14 protein-coding genes and 1 pseudogene are annotated in these 19,845 nt (G+C 40.7%); 9 read left to right on the forward strand and 6 right to left on the reverse strand.

The genetic code is table 11. The features are described from left to right. Window positions 1-143 precede the first annotated feature (143 nt). Window positions 144-323: pseudogene (locus tag RMY31_RS01295) on the forward strand (cyclic nucleotide-binding protein); the annotation flags it as partial. Between the two features lie 135 nt (window positions 324-458). Here the strand turns inward: RMY31_RS01295 and ahcY are convergent. Beyond that, complete coding sequence (gene ahcY / locus RMY31_RS01300; protein WP_322657749.1) at window positions 459-1,736, reverse strand: adenosylhomocysteinase; 1,278 nt, start codon at window positions 1,734-1,736, stop codon at window positions 459-461. A 404-nt stretch (window positions 1,737-2,140) separates the two neighbouring features. On the opposite strand from ahcY, the gene RMY31_RS01305 reads away from it, so the two are divergent. The 3 genes from RMY31_RS01305 to RMY31_RS01315 all read left to right on the forward strand — a co-directional run bounded on the left by RMY31_RS01305 (window position 2,141) and on the right by RMY31_RS01315 (window position 4,729). Beyond that, on the forward strand, window positions 2,141-3,754 hold the full coding sequence (locus RMY31_RS01305; RefSeq protein WP_322657748.1) for a mechanosensitive ion channel family protein: 1,614 nt from the start codon (window positions 2,141-2,143) through the stop codon (window positions 3,752-3,754). Window positions 3,755-3,969: 215 nt separating this feature from the next. After that, window positions 3,970-4,233: a hypothetical protein gene (locus RMY31_RS01310; RefSeq protein ID WP_322657747.1), complete on the forward strand. Its 264-nt coding sequence runs from the start codon at window positions 3,970-3,972 to the stop codon at window positions 4,231-4,233. Between the two features lie 124 nt (window positions 4,234-4,357). Further along, complete coding sequence (locus RMY31_RS01315; RefSeq protein ID WP_322657746.1) at window positions 4,358-4,729, forward strand: hypothetical protein; 372 nt, start codon at window positions 4,358-4,360, stop codon at window positions 4,727-4,729. Window positions 4,730-4,838: 109 nt separating this feature from the next. Here the strand turns inward: RMY31_RS01315 and RMY31_RS01320 are convergent, their stop codons facing one another. The 3 genes from RMY31_RS01320 to RMY31_RS01330 form a co-directional block, all read right to left on the reverse strand. Beyond that, window positions 4,839-5,855 carry a macro domain-containing protein gene (locus RMY31_RS01320; RefSeq protein ID WP_322657745.1) on the reverse strand — a complete coding sequence of 339 codons (1,017 nt, stop codon included), beginning with the start codon at window positions 5,853-5,855 and terminating at the stop codon, window positions 4,839-4,841. Between the two features lie 3 nt (window positions 5,856-5,858). After that, the gene (locus RMY31_RS01325; protein WP_409877052.1) at window positions 5,859-6,470 is read right to left on the reverse strand and encodes a DarT ssDNA thymidine ADP-ribosyltransferase family protein; all 612 of its coding nucleotides are present in this window, start codon (window positions 6,468-6,470) and stop codon (window positions 5,859-5,861) included. Between the two features lie 231 nt (window positions 6,471-6,701). Further along, the gene (locus RMY31_RS01330; protein ID WP_322657743.1) at window positions 6,702-7,850 is read right to left on the reverse strand and encodes a glycosyltransferase family 4 protein; all 1,149 of its coding nucleotides are present in this window, start codon (window positions 7,848-7,850) and stop codon (window positions 6,702-6,704) included. Window positions 7,851-7,913: 63 nt separating this feature from the next. Between RMY31_RS01330 and RMY31_RS01335 the strand changes: the two genes are divergently transcribed. Then, complete coding sequence (locus RMY31_RS01335; RefSeq protein ID WP_322657742.1) at window positions 7,914-8,051, forward strand: hypothetical protein; 138 nt, start codon at window positions 7,914-7,916, stop codon at window positions 8,049-8,051. Window positions 8,052-8,227: 176 nt separating this feature from the next. Here RMY31_RS01335 and RMY31_RS01340 read toward each other — a convergent pair whose 3' ends face one another. Further along, entirely contained in the window at window positions 8,228-9,394 is a 1,167-nt protein-coding gene (locus RMY31_RS01340) for a glycosyltransferase family 4 protein (protein WP_322657741.1), read from the reverse strand. Between the two features lie 623 nt (window positions 9,395-10,017). Here RMY31_RS01340 and RMY31_RS01345 point away from each other — a divergent pair. The 4 genes from RMY31_RS01345 (at window position 10,018) to RMY31_RS01360 (ending at window position 16,020) form a co-directional block, all read left to right on the forward strand. After that, window positions 10,018-12,315: a hypothetical protein gene (locus RMY31_RS01345; protein WP_322657740.1), complete on the forward strand. Its 2,298-nt coding sequence runs from the start codon at window positions 10,018-10,020 to the stop codon at window positions 12,313-12,315. A 236-nt stretch (window positions 12,316-12,551) separates the two neighbouring features. Continuing rightward, window positions 12,552-13,337, forward strand: coding sequence for a PIG-L family deacetylase (locus RMY31_RS01350; protein ID WP_322657739.1), 786 nt, complete (start codon window positions 12,552-12,554; stop codon window positions 13,335-13,337). Window positions 13,338-13,511: 174 nt separating this feature from the next. After that, on the forward strand, window positions 13,512-14,642 hold the full coding sequence (locus tag RMY31_RS01355; RefSeq protein WP_322657738.1) for a glycosyltransferase family 4 protein: 1,131 nt from the start codon (window positions 13,512-13,514) through the stop codon (window positions 14,640-14,642). Between the two features lie 199 nt (window positions 14,643-14,841). After that, the gene (locus tag RMY31_RS01360) at window positions 14,842-16,020 is read left to right on the forward strand and encodes an AGE family epimerase/isomerase (protein ID WP_322657763.1); all 1,179 of its coding nucleotides are present in this window, start codon (window positions 14,842-14,844) and stop codon (window positions 16,018-16,020) included. Between the two features lie 160 nt (window positions 16,021-16,180). On the opposite strand, the gene RMY31_RS01365 is transcribed toward RMY31_RS01360, so the two are convergent. After that, complete coding sequence (locus RMY31_RS01365; protein ID WP_322657737.1) at window positions 16,181-19,513, reverse strand: pentapeptide repeat-containing protein; 3,333 nt, start codon at window positions 19,511-19,513, stop codon at window positions 16,181-16,183. Window positions 19,514-19,845 lie beyond the last annotated feature (332 nt).

A 19,845-nucleotide genomic window follows, 5' to 3' on the forward strand; every position in this document is an offset into this window, starting at 1 on the left:
GACATATAAGTAAGCATTCAAACTTTGATGGTAGAGTCATTGTAAAAGTAGTACTATTGCCCTACTTCGTGTGAAACTCAAGCCCAAAATTACTATTGCTGACCACTTCGCACAAATGTCAGACCCACGAATAGATCGTACGTACGGGAGTCCTTGTAGGGGTAAAGAATAGGACATATACAGCGATCGCCAAAACTGACTGCAAACTTGCCTTTCTTGATGAAAAAAGGTTTCTATTCGCCGTTCAAGAAACACCAATGTTTGCCCTGAATGTAATCAAAAATTACTCAGAACGCCTGAGTCGTATGCAGCATATGCTTTAATCTGGCAAAAATAGGGAAAAGGGTAAGGGTGAAGGGTTAAAGGAATTAAACTTTCCTTTTCCCTTTCACCTTTTCCCTTTTCCCTAAGTTATCGCTTCAGCCTGACTGTTGGTTTAGTAGGCATCTAAAGTTATCTCAAGTACCACTAGTCCAAGAATTGATGTACTCAATTTGGTCTGGCGTTAGGGAATCAATGCTGATTCCAATTGCCTGCAATTTCAACCGAGCAATTTCTTTATCTACCTCGGTAGGAATTGAATGCAAACCAGGTTCCAACTTACCTTGATTCTTCACTAAGTATTCGCAAGCTAAAGCCTGATTGGCAAAGCTCATGTCCATCACCGCACTCGGATGTCCTTCAGCAGCGGCGAGGTTGATCAAGCGTCCTTCACCCAGAACTATAACTGATTTGCCACTTGGTAGCTGATACTGTTCGGTAAAGGGACGTACTTGCTTGATTTCTTTAGCTTGACTAGCTAAGTATTTCAGGTCAATTTCAATATCAAAGTGACCGGAGTTACACACGATCGCGCCGTCTTTCATCACCTCGAAATGCTCAGCGCGGATAACGTGCTTGTTACCTGTAACTGTGATGAACAAATCACCTTGGGGTGCAGCTTCTGCCATTGGTAGCACGCGGAAACCATCCATTACGGCTTCAATTGCCTTAATGGGGTCGATTTCGGTGACAATCACATTCGCACCAAGACCGCGTGCCCGGAGTGCAGTACCTTTACCGCACCAACCATAACCAACAACAACAATCGTTTTACCAGCTAGCAAAATATTTGTAGCGCGGATGATGCCATCAAGGGTTGATTGCCCTGTACCGTAGCGATTATCAAAGAAGTGCTTGGTGTCTGCGTCGTTGACGTTGACGGCGGGGAAGGTGAGAACGCCATCTTTGAGCATGGCGCGCAGGCGGACAATTCCCGTTGTGGTTTCTTCGGTAGTGCCAATCAAATCGCCGATTTGATCTTGGCGTTCTTGAATCAGGGTCGCTACCACATCGCTACCATCATCAATAATAATGTTGGGGCGGTGGTCTAGAGCGATTTGGACGTGGCGGCTATATGTGGCATTATCTTCGCCTTTTTGGGCAAAGACGGGAATTTCATGATCGACAACGAGGCTAGCGGCTACGTCATCCTGAGTTGATAGGGGATTACTAGCAATCAAAACAGCATCTGCACCACCAGCTTTGAGGGCAATAGCTAGATGTGCTGTTTCTGTAGTCACATGGCAGCAAGCCACAAGGCGAATCCCAGCGAAGGGTTTTTCTTGGGCAAAGCGATCGCGGATTTGCCTTAAAACTGGCATCTCGCGTCCAGCCCATTCAATGCGCTGTCTTCCCAAGGGAGCTAGGGCGAGGTCTTTAACCTCGTGCTTTAATCGGGGAGAAGTTGCGGTCATCAAATATTTCCTCAAAAAGTCAAAGCAAGGCTGAAGAATAAGTATGAAGGTGCAAAAAATTAGATTTTTTACACTACTTGCAAACAAAGCATGTACTCATACGTACTATTTCATTCTTTATCCTTCATCTTTTACACTTTAGCTTTCTTTAGTCAACTTCATCCTTGGCTTTTGTGTTTTAGATTTATTTTTGGTAAAAGTATTATCAGAAATTCTTCTAACCATACCATAGATAGGTAAATTTATTTGTCATCTATCTAAAGAAGTATAGATTATGCCCAAAAACATTAAAGTTTTGCCAGTTAAGGACAAAAACTTAACTTTAGGTGGGTACATCTACTCAAACTAACTGTGAGGATGGCTCTGGAGTATTTAGTAGTAAATTAACCTAAGGAGGTATTTGAGTGCGCTTTCAATTTTTGGCGATTACCAGTTCAATGGTTATAGCCGTTGGATTTGTACCAAAAGCTACAGCCCAAATTCCAGTTCTACCTCAGATACAAACTCCTAGCAATCAGAGTAATGACTCAGATAACAGAATTGTTTCTGGCTGGATTTATTTGGATGGTCGCCAGTTGTTTCAGATAGCGGCAACGAAAACAAATTTTCCCGAACGTTCAAAAGATATCCAAGAGAATTTGGATGAAATCGCACAAAATTACTTGCGATCGCCTACACAAAAAGCCAAGGTGGAAACCCGGAAATTAAATGGATTGCCAGTAATTTATGTCAACGACCAATACCTGATGACCATCACTTACGAAGATGCTCAACTGCGAAAGGAAGATCCGTTTATCTCGGCCAATCAACTCACCGAAAAGCTACAAGACGCTCTACAACAGGCAAGGCAAGAGCGACAAACTCAATCTTTAGTCAACCAAGGAAAAATTGCTGCTGGCATTGGGGTAGTAATGATTCTCACGAGCTGCGGGGTATTAATTTGGCAGCGTCGTTCCAGAAATAATTTAGTACAGCCTATTCCCCAGACTCCACAAACAGCTCAACCAATTACAACACAACTAAATCAACAGCAACATCGCCATCTTCAAGAAGTTAAGAAACGACTGTTTCAGCTAACTCAAGCAGGGATTTGGGGAAGCGGCAGTTTCATCATTTTGGGTTTATTTCCTTATACACGACCGTTTCAAGCAGGTATTCTCACCGCTGCCCAAATTCCTTTGAGATTGGCTGTCGTGGTATTAGGAACTTATGTAGCAATCCGTTTCAGCTATGCCCTCATTGACCGCTTTACCACCACTTTTATTAGCAGTGGTGCTTTATTCAGCTCGGAAACTTTTGAACGTCTGAAACTACGAGTTTCCACATTTTCTGGCGTGACTAAAAGTATTATTACTGCTATCTGGGTCAGCGTTGGTATTCTATTAGCCTTAGTCGCGTTGGGCATAGACATCATTCCTTTACTAGCTGGTGCCAGTTTAGTCGGTGTCGCAGTGTCTTTGGCTTCGCAAAACTTGATTAAAGATGCGATTAATGGCTTTCTCATCATCCTAGAAGACCAATACGCTCTAGGCGATGTTATTGCTGTAGGAGATGTAGGAGGCTTAGTAGAAAATCTGAATCTGCGGATGACCCAGTTGCGAGATTCAGAAGGGCGCTTAATCACGATTCCCAACAGTGAAATTAAAATTGTTGCTAATCTTTCTAGTCGTTGGGCAAGGGCCGATTTGACCATTCCAGTCGCCTATGATGCTGATATTGACCATGTTTTGGAGTTGATTAAATCTGTAGCCTTGGAGATGGATCGAGATCCGCAATGGCAACATCAAATTATCGAAACACCCCAAGTTCTGGGAATAGATAATTTTGGCGATCGCGGTTTGATAATTCGTGTATGGATTAAAACACAGCCACTCAAGCAATGGGATGTGGCACGAGAGTATCGCCGTCGCTTGAAAAATACCTTAGACAAAGCTGGAATTTCTATTCCTGTGCCTCAACAAGCCATTTGGGTTAACGATGTTCAGTTGCTTAACCATGGGAATGGCAAGGCTGATTAGTCATTAGTAGAGACGCGATTAATCGCGTCTCCACAATAGTCATTGGTCATTGATCATATTCTCCGCGTCCCCTTGCCTCTGCTCTAGCTCTTGGCTTTTGGATTTCACACAATTCAGTACAATTGTACTATAATAGATATAGCGTCCACAAAGCCTAGTGCAGTAAAAAAGCCTCTGTAACGGTCTTCTAGAAGATGGATTCAAGGGTTAGTTCAATGATTAAGCATTACATTCTCAACCTCAACCCAACTGCCAAGCACGAATGGGATCGATGCATCTTGCGCGACCCACTAACCGCAAAACGTCCAGACATTGCCAAATTAATTGCTGAAGCAGTTGGTGCTGATACAGGTAGTTATTTGGTTAGTGTGAATATCGAAGTACAGGTATTGGAGCAAGCTGCGGTGCCTCAAGCCGAACAGCTATCGCTTTCTTTCCCCGAGGTAGCTGTTTCATCGCCACTCCGAGAAGTAGCATAATTAAGCAGGCAGAGGCGAAAATCATTTGAAAATTCAAAATGCCAACTTTTGAATTTTTTGCTCCTCATATTCAGTATTATAGCCTATTGTCTTTGTCAAGATTTTCGCCAAGGAACATTATTTGATGATGCAATTGAGTCATTATCCAACTGCGATCGCCCAAGCTGCCCAACGAATGAATGAAGTAGATTCTCAGTTGATGGCAATTCAGCTTCAAATTAACAGATTTGAAGGTAATGCCGATCGCGCCTCCGCCTTTGATATGGATTTGAAAAATGATGCTCAACGCAAGGCACGTCGCTTTGAAGTGCTGGTTGTGAATCAGGAATATCAAAAGGCAATGGATATGCAGATCCAATTAACCGTTGAAAGATCGAATGCATTTGCTCATTTAGAATATCTGCGTAACCAATTTAGCGTAGCAAAATTAGAAGCAAGATTAGCGATCGCACAACAACTTACCGATTTTGAATCTAGAGAATTAGTAGGTTTGTAGTCAGACTTATACCCCAATACGGTTCAATTAAAAGTAAAAAGATAACCTATGTAGGTTGGGTTAAACACAAAACCCAACTCTACAAGGCTTTATTAGGAACTTAAACTCCTTATTTTATTAAACTATATAAGCCTAATAAATTTATTTCTATAATATGTTTTTCTTTTAAAAATCCGAGTGCTTCTAAAATAGAATTTTCAGTAAACTTATCAGCCTTTCGTAAAGACCAATCTTTTATCTTACTATTAATATTTTCTAATTTTAAATCCTCTTTTTCCAACAAATAACAAATTGTTGAAAGTAATTCTAAATCTTCATCATCAACTATTTCATTTACAAAGACAGTAGCTTTATCAATAGCATTACTAAGATTTTTAAGGGTTTGCTCTACTGATTCACTAATTAACATAGTTTTTGCTAAACTTAATGCTTCATCAGTAGTAATATTATAAAATTCTTGAAATTGCCTAATGTCTCTAGACAAAATATCAATAGCATGAGCATATGGTCCATAGTTATTGGGGGAAAACTTAAAGTACTCTCTAGTCGAGAATAAATTCATAAAAAAACCTGTTTTTTGTAATCTAAATTTATTAAATTTATGTAGTTTTGATTTAAAGTTCATTAATACTAAGTGTGAAGCGTTTAACTTTGGAGCTTTTGTAATCTTTGCTGCATAGTATTTAGACGGCTCATAAATTAATATGTCTAAAGAATATGAAATAGGAGTTAAATATTCAAGTATAATTGGTCTGACATCAGTCCAACTTAAGCCGCCATTACCACAGCCTAATGGGGGAATAGCTATAGATTTTATATTTAATGAAGGTATCAAATTAACTAATTCTGACAGACCTAAATGAATATACTCAATTTTAGATTTTTCTCTCCACCTATCCTTAGTTGGAAAGTTTATGATTAACTTTTCTTCCTCCCAACAGTAGTGTAAAGTTCCTATCCTAAGAGATTTATTTCTACAGGCTTTAATATATTCTTTGTTATTATCTGGAAATCTTAACTTAAATTGATAAGCAATTCCCTTGCCCATGTATCCTTCACAGTTAACTGTGTTGACTAAGCATTCTGTAGTAGATTCTAAAATGTCACCAACAGTAAATTTGAACATAAATCAATCAACAAACATACTGGCATTAACATTGACACGAAAAGTAGGTGGATATTGTAGAATGTTTAAACATAGTTGATCGATATAACTTTTAATTTCCTCATTCCTAACATAAACATGACTAAAGTGATTATGATTAATTTTATTGGGCGACAAACATTCTGCCATACATATGTGTCTACAGTTTTCATCTAAATAATCTCTCTTATCCATTATATCCCATTCTATTATTTCATAACCTTCTGTGTAGCTATATAAAACTAAAGGTTTTATTGCTCTAGGATGTTTAGGAATTATAGAGAATTTGTTACTTTTAGCAAATTCTCTATAAATGCAGATATAAATAAATTCTTTATCAGGAAAATCTTTTTGTACCCTGCCATCAAAAGGGTTATTTGCAAAAAAGTGAAAAGGTACATATCGAGTTAAATTATTTTCTCTTCTGAAATTAATAATACCTGAATCAGCTACATCATCAAATCTTTCAATGTCATTACGTGCTAATAAACCATAAGACAAGATAGATTCAAAATTCTCCAAAGAAGTCAAGTGATACAAAAGCTTCTTATCTTTAATAGACATATACATAAATAGATCATGGTTTGCCTTCGCCATATTTCATAATCATATGGCGTAATGCTGAGGTCTTATTAAACCTATTTTTAAAGCTTTTGCCCCTTTTACATGAGAGGCAAGGTGTTTTCTTTTTCTTTTATCCTCAACTACAGTCTTTATGAATAATATAACTTCTAGCGTAAATTTATTTTAAATTAAATGTGTAAATTTATACGAAATTTTATTTTTATTGGAAAAGTGTTGTTTTTGTTCTGTAAAAAATAAATGCTTTCACTGAATACTCAGCACTGATTTGAGCAATTGAGCAATTTGCTGATTAATAGCTGTCACATCAAAACGCTGACTAGCGCTAATTCTACCATTAGTCGCTATAGTTGCAGTTATTTCTTCTTCCTGAAGACAGGTATTAATTACTTGTGCGAGTTCTTCAGGTTCTCCTGGGGTGACGAGAAAACCATTAATTCCATGTTCTACTAATTCCATTGCGCCCCCAGCTTTGGTTGCAACTACAGGTTTCCCACATAGCATTGCTTCAACAATCACTCGACCAAAAGGTTCGGCAGAAGTGGAAGTATGTGCTACTAAGTCACAAGCCGCCATTAGTTGGGGAATATCTGAGCGAAATCCTAAAAATTTGACACGGTGTTCTAGTCCTAAAGCTGCAACTTGTTGGTGTAATTGTTGGACATAATCTTGTTCGCCAAACAGCGCATCACCAACTAAGATTGCTGTCACCTCTTGCGGACATTGGGCAAGTGTAGCAATTAAAATATGCTGTCCTTTCCAAGGTGCAAGTCGGCTGAAATGTCCAACGATAAATTTACCTTCTAGTCCTAACTGTTGCTGCAATTGTCTAATATCAGACTCACAAGTTTGATAATTTTTTGGTTCAAAGCCGTTATAAACAATAGCAGTCAGTTTTGGATTTCCACCTGCTTGTACAAAGGCTTGTTGACTAGCTTGGGAATTGGCAATTACTAATGATGCAAAACGATTGGCTAGGTTAACAGCAACGCGAAGATTAGTTTGGCTAAAGTGTTCTTTGGAGAGAATATCGTGTAAGTGATAGACCAAAGGACGACGAGTTATAAAACTAGCTAATGCACCAATAACTAAGGCTTTTTGTGTGTTGGCGTAGATTAAATCGTATTTTCTAGCTATTTTGATAACTTTAGCAAGTAGAGGCGCGAGTTGTCCCAGGCTACCTAGTGCTTGTAGCAGACTGCTTTGTTTGCGAACTTCGATTGGTTGATTTGCGAGAACTTCTACAGGGATATGATGCTGCTGTAGTAAAGTTCTAAAAGGGCCATCTGCAAATAAGCCTACCAAAGAGCGATCGCGATAAGGTTTAGCAATATCTATTAAACATAGTTCTGCACCACCTGGTTTACCACTTTGGTCTAAAAATAGAATTTTCATAATTTAGGAGTAGAGACGCGATTAATCGCGTCTGTGCAAGAGTTAGGAGTAGAGACGCGATTAATGAGCCAGCGCGTTGCGGTGAGTCCAGCGCTGCGGGAGGGTTTCCCTCCGCAGGCGACTGGCGAACCCGAAGGGGGGTTCCCACGCCACTTGCTCCACTTGGGGAAACCCCAAGACCGCAGTGGCTCCCCGTTGTAGCGACTGGCATCGCGTCTGTGCAAGAGTTATACCATTTCCCAAAAATAATGATACAGATCCAAACCCAGAAACCTAGACTAAATGGGACTTTCTTAATTACGAATTACGAATTACGAATTACGAATTGGTATTAGGAGTGTTATCATCGCTTCTACCATCTGTCCTCTGCCTTGCTTTCAGGCTAAGAGAACATGGCGCACTTGCTGGGCTATTTTGTCCCAGTTAAAATTAGTCACGGCATACTGGCGACAGGCTTCTCGTGAAGGTATTGGTAAATTTCCCAAGAGTACTTGTTCTAATTTTTCGGCAATAGCTGAGACTTTAGTAGAAGCAGTAATCAATTCTGGCGAGAAAGGTAATAAAATTTCTGGCATTCCACCAATCGGAGTACATAAAACGGGAGTGCCACAAGCCAGAGATTCTACTATTGCCAATCCAAATCCTTCAAAAGATTGACTGGGCATAATAGTTAATTCAGCTGCTTGGTAAGCTAGAGGTAACTGTTCATCAGGCAAAAAACCTAAAAATTTAACGTTATTTTCTAAACCCAATTCTCTCGCTTGCTGTTCTAGTGCAGTTTGCATATGACCACGACCAGCAATTGCTAGCCAAACATCAGGAATTTTCGGCTTAATTATTGCAAGCGCCTGCAATAATTTGTCAACTCCAACCCGATGCACTAAACGACGAGATGTAAATAAGATGCGGCGATTATTAGGCCAGCCTAGTTGCTGGCAAGCTGCTTGTGATGATAAGTTTGGCTGAAACCAGTTAATATTAACTCCGCCGGGAATAATGTGAATTTTACTCCATGGTATTTGATATTCTTGATGTAAAATTTTGCCAAATGCTTTGCTGAGGACAATAAAGCGATCGCAGCTATTATAAGTAGTTTTTTCTATCAACTGACGCTTCAAAAAAATACTAAGTTGATTATTAACCATTTCTTGCTTACTTTCAGATGCCCAAGGGCCATGAAAGTTGCAGGTGATAGGCACTCCTTTAGGCAAAATATCTAAAATCGGAAAGCTGTATAATGCAAAATGCAAATTAATGGCATCTGGTTTGCCTACCCTTGTTTTCTGAAAGTTCTTGCGAATAGACCATAGTCGTTGCCAAATAGCACTATCTGGAGAAGCTAAGTTAGTCAACTTAATTGGTAAATTTAATCCAGCTTCTGGTAGCCCGACACCACATAACTCCACATGGTCTTGTACCGCCAAATTATGAGTTAGTTCATAAGTATACCTTTCTAATCCTCCAGGCGTTTTAGGAAACCAGCCCACTCCAAGGGCAAGAATAGAAGCAGATTCTAAGTTTAAATTTTCTTTTTTACCTTCCACTACTTGTCTCCTATGATGTATTGAGCGTGCGTATGTTTACTTCTACATCAAGCTCAAACGCCTTTTTATATTCAGCATTTAATTGATATTGCTAGTACTTATATCCAGTCATTCTCTATATCATCCGTACTGTTCGCGTCCTACTTCGTAGGTATTTCAGTTAGAAGTTATGCTTCAGTAAGTTTATTTATTACAGTTTTTTGGTAACAAATAATCTTGGTATTAAAATTAATATTGTATTTCTGTATTTAAATTTACTATTTATTGCAAAATAAAGGTAAATAATATTACATACAAAAGTATAAATAAAAGGATTTTTCATAAATTTAAAGATTATGTATTTTTGATAAAATCTTTGTAAATATGATTTTATTAACATCAAGTATTTGCTATGTATGTAGATGTCCTGTAAACGTTAGGAATCAACTGATATCAATTTTTAATTTCAGGGAGATTAGGTTTAAACCGGGCACAAATATAGTTTGATGCTCTTTGTTATCCTTTGCGTGCATCATTCCGTAAAAAGTTTTATTTGCTAGTGGTTGTATCATTATTACTTTTATTAACTCCCGCAATATCAGTAATCATGACACTTTAAAAGTAATAATAGTTTTAGGAATTGTATGCAAAATAGATTATTACGGCAGTTTTGCAAACTTCAAAAAAAGCTCAAACAGCTTCAGACGAGAAAATTTCATAACTTAAAATTTGTCAAATTTTTACTTCTAACTTTTGCTATCAGCGTGGTTGTTACTTCCTTTGAAATAACAACGGATTGGACTGTCAGTGGAGTGCCTACAACCACCCATAAAATAACAACAGACCATAAAATAACAACAGATAGAACTGTCAGTGAAGTGCCTACACCCACGACTGTAAGTGAAGTGCCTACACCCACATACAAAACGTCTTGGATAGGTAATAGTTTTGGTGGTGGCAAAAAGTGGGTACAAAACAATATAGAAGCAATGTACGTTGCTGGTGATGGTACAGTCTATACCAATAGTCAATGGGATGAGGCTGGAGCAGAAGCAGGAATATATAAAGATGGCAATGTTATTGGCTTATTGAGTGACACTCACGGCTGGAGTCGCAGTGGCGGTAAAGCTGTAACAGCAAATAATAAATATATTTACATGGCGATGGTTCAGGGGGCGGTTGGCAAAATCAACCAAGATTATCCCTCGGATGGAACAACTTGGTATTGTGTCAGACGCTATGACTTGTCGGGAAAACCAGCACCATTTGACGAAGGACGTGGCTGGGATAAAAGTATGTTAATTACCAGTACTCAAAGCGAAGTTACTGGATTAGCAACTGCGGAAAATGAGTTATATGTGAGTGATGCTGCCAGCGATCGCATTCGCGTCTACAATACCGACACAATGAAAGAACTACGCAGCTTTAGTGTCGCACGTCCAGGAGCGATCGCCATCGATCAACAAAAAAATCTCTGGATTATTCAAAGTAAAAATGGTAGCACTCCTGCCAAGATTGGGCGTTATTCCCCGACAGGAAAGCAATTACCCCAGCAGATTGCAGATATTGTTGAACCAACAGCGATCGCGATCGATAATCAAAACAGACTTTTACTGACAGAAAATGGCCCCCGTCAGCAAGTGCTGATTTACGCCATCAAGGATAAGCCGGTGCAGGTTGGAACTTTCGGCAGTAAAGGCGGTATTTATGCAGGTACCCCCGGCGAAGTTGAAGCTTTGAAATTGTATGGACTTACAGGAGTAGGTGCAGATGCGACAGGAAATATTTATGTAAATAGTAATGGTTTCAACAAATCAGGCACAGATTTACGGAAGTTTTCGCCATCGGGAAAGCAACTATGGCAATTACTGGGATTATTATTTGTCGATAACGCCGATGCCGATCCTAGTACTGATGGCATAGATGTATTCACCAAGCAAGAACGCTATTTGATGGATTATAGTAAGCCTGCTGGTAAGAAATGGACTTACAAAGGCTACACATTAAATGCCTTTAAATATCCTCAAGATCCACGCCTGCATACATCACCTGATGCAACCTTTGTTCGCCGCATCAAAGGTAAACCCTTTTTGTTCCTCACAGATATGTACAGCAGCTTTCTGCAAATTTATCGTTTCAATCCAGCCAAGGATGGCAAAATTGCGATACCTGCGGGAATGTTTGTTGGTACTCATGGCGAAGATAAAAAATCAATGCCAGGAAATTGGCCGCCCAATCAACCAGAACAAGGAGAATGGATCTGGCGAGACAAGAACGGTAACGGTGGCTTTGATAAAGATGAATACGATCGCAGCAAAGATTATCCTTACTTAGGGGGATGGTGGGTAGACAGTAAAGGAGATGTCTGGAAAACCTTACGAACTGAAGATGGCATCCGGCGCTATCCTTTGCAAGGACTAGATGCCAATGGCAACCCCATCTATAGCTATAGTTCCATGCAAAAGCAAAAAACTCCCAGCTTCTTTAGCGATTTGCGACGGATTGAGTATTTCCCGCAAACAGATACTATGTATTTGTCAGGCTTTACTAAAGAACATCCAGCCATTGGGGACGATACCAAAGTTGTCGGTTCTGAGATTGCCCGTTTTGACAATTGGAACAAAGGCGATCGTACTCCCCGCTGGCGGATTGTGATTCCTTATGACACCACTGGTAAACGCGAAGTCGCCACCGCAGCCATGAGTGTCGCGGGAGATTATGTATTTACCGTCACAGGGAAAACAGCAGAGGTAAACGTTTACAATGCCAAAACAGGAGTTGCTGTCCAAAAGTTAAAACCCGGCCCAGAAGTTGCAGGCGAAAGTGGCTGGATTGACATACCCCACGGTATCCGCGCTTTTCGCCGTTCCAATGGCGAACACGTAGTATTTGTTGAAGAAGATTGGAAAGGCAAAGTAATTATGTATCGCCTACCAAAGTGATAAGTAGAAGGCAGGAGGCAGAAGGCAGAAGGGAAAAGCTCGTTTGTGACAGGGTTTTATAGGTTGACATTTTATATTTAATTATGTCCACCTACTTACTAATTCGTAATTAAGAGATACTCCAAAAATATAAGCCAGTTCTTTGCTAAGGTTCGCTTCTAAATCATTCATGAAAAATAAGATTCCTGACTTTTCTAAGAAGTCGGGAATCTGGGTATTTTGGAAAATCTATTATTATGACAATCAAAACCTATCTGCAACAATTACAAAAATTATTACCAAATACCTGGCTTGAGCAAATACAGTATATCCACTCCAGCTTACTATTTCGATGCATTTTATTTCTTGGAAGTAAGCCTCTTACATTTAGTCATAAATCAACGATGGTGTTTTCTCCGCATCAAGATGATGAAACATTTGGCTGTGGTGGGATGATTGCTCATAAATGCGAACATGGAATACAAGTTGTAGTAGTTTTCTTAACAAATGGTCAAGGAGCAGGAGGTTCACAGCTAAATTCTCATGATAAAATTATCCAAATTCGTAAACAAGAAGCTTTAACTGCATTAGAAATTTTGGGAGTTGAACCATCAAAAATTCACTTTTTAGATAAGCATGATGGGCATTTACAAAAATTAAATCATCAAGAACGAAAAGAAACCATTGAACAGGTAATGTATCTGATCGAATTTTATCAACCGCAAGAGATTTACGTACCTCATAAAAAAGACTGCCATCAAGACCATGAAGCTACTTACGAATTAGTCAAAGTAGCAATTGCTCAAGCCGGAATAACAGTCGATCTGCTACAATATCCCATCTGGCTGTTTTGGCGATCGCCGCTATTTATTTTACTCAAATTACAAGATATAGCAGCAGCATACTCTCTTTCAATTACATTGGTTCAGGAGAAAAAGCAGCAAGCGATCGCAGCATATTCTTCCCAACTTGAAAGCCTGCCCCGTGGTTTTATTAACCGATTTTTAGGTGATTATGAAATTTACTTTAAAGCTAAATCTTAAAAGTTAACTAAGGTTACCTCTAGAATCTTAATAATAGTCAACTTCCTCCAATTAATTAGAAATAAATTAAGAGGAAACCAGCCTTCTGCCTTCTGCCTCCTGCCTCCTCCTATAAATCCGTGTGTAGTAACAATCCCAAATCCGGAATTTATCACCGTTGTGGAGCAAAGTTACATGCAAATTTTACACATAACAAATCACGTACAAAAAATCGGGAATGGGATTGTCAATGTAGCAGTAGACCTAGCTTGTTTGCAAGCACAATCTGGTCATGATGTTGCTGTAGCTTCTGCTGGGGGAGAATACGAAGCATTATTAGCACGGCATCGCGTCAAACACTTTCAATTAAATCAGTCTAGGCAACTGCTTAATCTCATCAAAGCTGCTTGGCATTATCGGGAGATTGTGCAGACATTTCAACCCGATATTGTCCATGCACATATGATGACTGGAGTCGTGCTAGCAGGAGTTTTTAGATATGGCTGCAAATATGGTTTAGTTTCTACAGTACACAACGAGTTTCAGCGTAGTGCCGTATTAATGGGATTGGCAGATCGGGTAATAGCAGTTAGTCATGCAGTAGCGAACTCGATGGTGCGGCGTGGCATATCCAAAAAAAAGCTGCGAGTAATTTCTAATGGCACATTAGGCAGTCCCCGACATCGTAAAATTACAGATTATCAACCAATACCTCTACACCGTCCAGCTATAACTACTGTCGCGGGAATGTATCACAGAAAAGGAATTGCTGAGTTAATCGAAGCTTTTATCAAAATTGCTATAGACTTTCCCCAAGCACATTTATACTTAATAGGAAATGGCCCCGATCGCGCCATCTTCGAGGCAATGGTAGAAAAGACAGCTTTTAACGATGCCTGCGGCGGGCTGTGCCAACGCATTCATTTTGAAGGTTTTCAGCCAGAACCGCAACGCTACATGCTAGCAACCGATATTTTTGTCCTTGCTTCCCACTGCGAATCTTTTGGTTTGGTGCTAACGGAAGCGCGGGAAGCAGGTTGTGCAATTATTGCCAGCGATGTAGATGGCATTCCAGAGACTTTGGATAATCGGCAGGCTGGTATTTTAGTACCACCGAAAGATAGTCAAACTTTAGCAGCAGCTTTAGCACACTTACTCAGCGACCCCAAAAAACTTAGCAAGTGGAAAAACCGCGCCAAACAAAACCTAGATAGATTTAGTGCTGCACGAGTCAACGAGGAAACACTAGCTGTATACCGTGAAGTAATCCCGAACTACAATTTTTTCAAGTCAATGAAAGCCCTAGAACTTTTGCTTGGTAAGTAGTATGTTGCCACAAAGCGTAACGCACCAGCTGATGAAAAAATGTTACGTGGGCGATCGCGCTTCACATCCTTGTATCTTATAGGAATGAAATAAACACTTTTATCCACAGCAAGGCGATAATTAACGAGGTACTGCGTTGCGCGGGTTAAGAGCGTTGAAGCAAGTGCTGGCTGTTAGTGTTGGCACACAAGGGGAATTTATGGGGCACGACTTTAAAGCGCTGGCGGAACTTTACAAAAACGCCCTCTTCAACGACGTACTTCCATTTTGGGAAAAACACTCGCTTGACTGGCAGCAAGGCGGCTACTTCACCTGCCTAGACCGCGAAGGCAAAGTTTACGACACAGACAAATTTATCTGGTTGCAAAACCGCCAAGTGTGGACTTTTTCCATGCTTTGCAACCAACTAGAAAAACGCGAAAACTGGCTGAAAATTGCCAGCAATGGCGCTAACTTTCTCGCCCAATATGGCAGAGATGCCGATGGCAACTGGTACTTTGCCCTTACCCGCGAAGGTCAGCCATTGGTTCAGCCTTACAATATCTTTTCTGATTGCTTTGCTGCAATGGCATTTAGCCAATACGCCCTTGCTAGTAGTGAAGAGTGGGCGAAAAACGTGGCAATGCAAGCTTACAATAACGTTCTGCGCCGCAAAGACAACCCAAAAGGCAAATATAACAAGACTTATCCCAACACCCGCCCGATGAAAGCCTTGGCAGTGCCAATGATTTTAGCCAACCTGACACTAGAAATGGAGTGGCTATTGCCCAGCGAAACCCTGGAGAACGTCCTAGATTTGACTGTTCGGGAAGTGATGAGCGATTTTCTCGACAAAGAACGGGGATTGATGTACGAAAACATTGCCCCCGACGGTTCCCATATAGATAGTTTTGAAGGACGGCTGATTAACCCCGGTCATGGCATTGAAGCCATGTGGTTTATTATGGATATCGCCCGCCGGAAAAACGACAGCAAAACTATCAATCGAGCCGTTGATGTGGTGCTAAATATCCTAAATTTTGCCTGGGATGGCGAATATGGCGGATTGTATTACTTTATGGATGCAGAAGGTCATCCGCCACAACAACTCGAATGGGATCAAAAACTGTGGTGGGTGCATTTAGAATCTTTGGTTGCTTTGGCAATGGCTTATCGCCTGACAGGACGTAAAGAGTGTTGGGAATGGTATGAAAAAATGCACGATTATGCTTGGTCGCACTTTGCCGATGCAGAATACGGTGAGTGGTTTGGCTACCTCAATCGACGTGGGGAAGTACTATTGAACCTCAAAGGTGGCAAATGGAAAGGATGTTTTCACGTACCGCGTGCGCTGTACCTTTGCTGGCAGCAGTTTGAGGCGTTGAGTTCGCCGAAATAGCAAATGCGATCGCCAATATAGCAAATGCGATCGCTGAAATAGCAAATGCGATCGCCGTTATTGCAATTATTAGTGGCACAACCGAACTAATTCACCGCAAATCTTTAGCGATGAGGTTTTTCCGACTTGTGTGTATACTGTAGACTCTTCTACTCCCTATTTAGCCTTCAGCCTCCCGCAGTTCCTTCAATTCTTCTGGCGTGAGGGGATTATTTCCTGACTTCAGTGTTTCTATCCAGCGTAGCCGTCGCGGCTTCACATAGTCTGAGTAATCAAGTGCGCCACTGTCTACAGCAGCCTGAAAGTCTTCTAATGCCCCTGTCAAGTTGCCTGTTAGTACTCTAGCAAGCCCCCGACTGTCTTGATAGCGTTTATTGCCAGGGTCTAAGTTAATAGCTTTTTCACAGATGGGAAGAACATTTTTAGCATAACCATGTAAACTACCAACCCAGCAAATCCTATCCCAAAATTCAGCAGAGTTTTTCAAACTAGGGTCAAATACTTGGGCTTGCTTGAAAGCTTCCTGTGCTTCTTTAATTTTGCCTTCTCTCACCCAACTGATGCCCTGACTTAAAGAAGCCGCAGCCGCAAAAGCTGGGTGTTTCGCCAACTCTGGAGATACACCCACAACTTCATGTAGGCTCCTAGCATTCAACCATTTTGTGTTACTGTTCCATACAACTGCTTCGAGATTGGCAGCCCTGAGGTCGGCATCCCTGAGGTCAGCATCCCTAAGGTCGGCATTCCTGAAGTCGGCACCTTTGAGGTTGGCTTTGCTAAAATCGGCACCTCTGAGGTTGGCATTGCTGAGTTTGGCATTGCTGAGGTCGGTATACCCAAGGTAGGTATCCCAGAGGTCGGCATTGCTGAGGTCGGTATTTCTGAAGTTGGTATTCCAAAGGTCAGCGCGGCTGAAGTTGACACCCCTAAGGTCGGCATTCCTGAAGTCGGCATCCCAGAGGTCGGCACTGGTGAGGTCGGCATCCCTGAGATTGGCATCCCTGAAAAATAATCTTAAGTTGTCCCTAAAAAAGATACCCTGAGAGTCACTATAGTGGATAGCACGGAGCAAGCGTTGTGAGTTAAATTCATCACTATTAGGTTTACCACAAGGGTGAAAGTTGATTTTCTTTTTGAGGTCGTCTTTTCTTTGGGCATAGTGATGCAACTCTAGAAGCAAAATCAACACGTTCAACCCTGCATACACATCCACTTCTCGCAATCCTAAGTGATTTTCTCGCTCTGATAATTGCTCTTTCAATTGTTTTTTCTTCATCTGAGGCAGGTTTACATCGTCTGCATCAATAAATTCCCCATCGCACCAACGGAAGTAGAAATGCTCCAATCTTTGAAACAATCTACTAAAGCGTTCCGCGTCTTGAAATTCTAAACTCTCAGTCAACAACCCTATTAAATATTCAGCGATCGCCGGAGTTAAGTTACCATAACCTAATAAATCGTAAATCTGCCAATCCATTACGATTGTGCTAACTAAGTCTTCTTCGCGCTGACGCTTGCTTACCTTCACCGTCCAATCTACAAAGCTTTCTAGCAACCGTTCCGCAAATAAAAACTCGCTAAAACTCTTGTGGACAAACTCCATTGAGCCGCCTTTATCGCCTGAAGCAGGTTTAATATAAAATGCGGTCAACAGATTATTCAGTAGCTTATCTTGTTGATTTTTTTCGGAGGCATTCTCCTGTCTGGCATCCTGAATTAATTTTGCAACTGGGTTGTTGCTGTCTTTGAGCCGTGCTTCTAACATCGACACTCTGGCAGATTCATTGCCAAACTGCACCACACATAAAGCGGCTTCAGTGAGAAATTGCCGCAAATCTTGGCTTTCTAATCCAGTCAAGCGGGAGTTATCATTCTGATTTTCACTATCACGCTGTTTTTCTAATACCCACTTGATTGATTCGTCATAGATACGAATTTTTGCTTTAATACCCTCTGCACCTGCAAACATTTGGGCATTGAGACGGTTGTCTCGGTGCATCCGCGCCAGTAAATAAAGTAGTAAAGGTTCTCGTGCTAATTTATCGTTGATTTCATCAGGACAAGCCTGCAAAAACTGCTCAAACTCACTCTTGTTAACTTGAGACGCAACCGCCCATTTTTCCAGCCATATTTGCCGCAGCGAGTCATCCATTGGCTGAAGTTCAACACGCTTTAAGCTTTTGGTTTGTGAGAGGAAGCGCTCAATTCCTTGCAAGGCTAAGGGACGACCGGTAACTAAAAACTGATGATGACAAAGGCGGTCTTTTTGAAACTGCTCCACCTGTTCTAAAAATTCCTTCAAGCCGCCGCTAGCTCTTCCTTCTAGCAATAGTTCGTCAAACCCATCCAGTAAAAATAAAAACCGAGTATTTTTATCGGTCAACCAACCTGAATCACTGGTGACAAAATCAATGTGTTGTAAATAGTTCTCTAGAGTATCGGTTAAGTTATCTTTTAGTACCCGCAGATCCCGCAACCTAATCAGAATTGGGGTAAAAGTGGGGTGCAATTCTCGCCGCACCCAATCGGCAAACATCCGACAAAAGACACTTTTCCCCCGTCCGGCTTCGCCTTGAATAAACAAAACTTGTTTCTGTTTATTTGAGTCTTGGTTATCAAGTGTTGCTTTAACCCATTCCTCTATTTGAAGACTTGTATTGTTTTGGTCATCCAGTTGTTTGACTTGCAGCGGTACATACAAGTCCCGAAAGGTAATGTGAGTTTCATCAAAAATCTTTTCTTCTGGCTTGAGTTTAATTACCTGTTCCAAATAATCTTCAATACTCAGATTCTTTTCTAGCTTCTCTTTCCCTCCGGCGCTATACCATTGCACCAGTTGCTTTACTTTATCGCCGACTTCTACCAATGCGTCTTGCATGTATTCATCGGTCTTCCGCGCCACCCGTTCAGTTAAGGTTTTTGCTTCTGTCTCTGTTAACCCTGCCTCTTGCAACCGTTGTTGTAAAATCTGATTAAATGCTTCTGCAAGTTTAGATTCGTGGAAATAAACAATCGCTTTTTTCGCTTCCCGCTCATCAAATTCTTCTTCGCCTAATTTCCTAATCTGCAAAGCTAAAGCATCAGAAGCTTTTGCGTCTTGATTAAGTTTCTCTAGTAATTGCGAATCTTGTTTGAGAACTTCCTGAAAGCTGTCTATGTAGGCAACCTGACTAACCAGTAGCACACAGCTTTCTAGACTTGGCTCTTTTTTGGTGGCATCAAAAATCAGCTTTAGTATGGTGATGGCAATGGGTGCAAAGGGAATCGCATCCTTAGTGATTTGACCCAGAGGTGTATTAAATACATCTAACAGTGATGAAATCTGTTCTACATAGGGCTTCAAGTTTTGAACGTTGGGTTTTTGGTCTTTAAGCGCTTTCGCCAAATCAAACACGGCTTTAGCAGCTTCGGTTCCCGTCTTTGTTACCTCTACGCTTTGTCCCCAGTTCAATTCCTGAATGTTTGTCCAAAACTTCCACAGCTTCGTCGTCATAAACTATGTTTCCTGCCCCATCAATTTTGTAAAATGCACTGGTATTACTTAAACTTAGAGTTAACTAGTTAACAATCTGTGATAATTTTGCTCAAACGGGTAGAAATCGCTGCTAAATAAACGAAGTCTGCTTTAAAGTAAGTGACACGGACTCAATAATTGCTCAGAAGAGTAATAAATTAGACTTAAAAAGCATCATTTTAGAGAATTTTTGCGTAAATCCTGCTCATGTTGTTCTATAAGTTGCGTTATTATAATACATATACTACAATGTTTTAATATTAATGCTTTTGTCAGACTAATACTGTAAGGATATAAAAAATATATCCTAC

This window comes from Dendronalium sp. ChiSLP03b (assembly GCF_034531165.2).
Taxonomy (GTDB): Bacteria; Cyanobacteriota; Cyanobacteriia; order Cyanobacteriales; family Nostocaceae; genus Dendronalium; species Dendronalium minutum.

Coding starts and splice junctions, on each gene's coding strand:
- ahcY (WP_322657749.1), bottom strand. CDS start 1,736: ATGACCGCAACTTCTCCCCGATTAAAGCACGAGGTTAAAGACCTCGCC.
- RMY31_RS01310 (WP_322657747.1), top strand. CDS start 3,970: ATGATTAAGCATTACATTCTCAACCTCAACCCAACTGCCAAGCACGAA.
- RMY31_RS01315 (WP_322657746.1), top strand. CDS start 4,358: ATGATGCAATTGAGTCATTATCCAACTGCGATCGCCCAAGCTGCCCAA.
- RMY31_RS01320 (WP_322657745.1), bottom strand. CDS start 5,855: ATGTTCAAATTTACTGTTGGTGACATTTTAGAATCTACTACAGAATGC.
- RMY31_RS01325 (WP_409877052.1), bottom strand. CDS start 6,470: ATGGCGAAGGCAAACCATGATCTATTTATGTATATGTCTATTAAAGAT.
- RMY31_RS01330 (WP_322657743.1), bottom strand. CDS start 7,850: ATGAAAATTCTATTTTTAGACCAAAGTGGTAAACCAGGTGGTGCAGAA.
- RMY31_RS01335 (WP_322657742.1), top strand. CDS start 7,914: ATGAGCCAGCGCGTTGCGGTGAGTCCAGCGCTGCGGGAGGGTTTCCCT.
- RMY31_RS01345 (WP_322657740.1), top strand. CDS start 10,018: ATGCAAAATAGATTATTACGGCAGTTTTGCAAACTTCAAAAAAAGCTC.
- RMY31_RS01350 (WP_322657739.1), top strand. CDS start 12,552: ATGACAATCAAAACCTATCTGCAACAATTACAAAAATTATTACCAAAT.
- RMY31_RS01355 (WP_322657738.1), top strand. CDS start 13,512: ATGCAAATTTTACACATAACAAATCACGTACAAAAAATCGGGAATGGG.
- RMY31_RS01360 (WP_322657763.1), top strand. CDS start 14,842: ATGGGGCACGACTTTAAAGCGCTGGCGGAACTTTACAAAAACGCCCTC.
- RMY31_RS01365 (WP_322657737.1), bottom strand. CDS start 19,513: ATGACGACGAAGCTGTGGAAGTTTTGGACAAACATTCAGGAATTGAAC.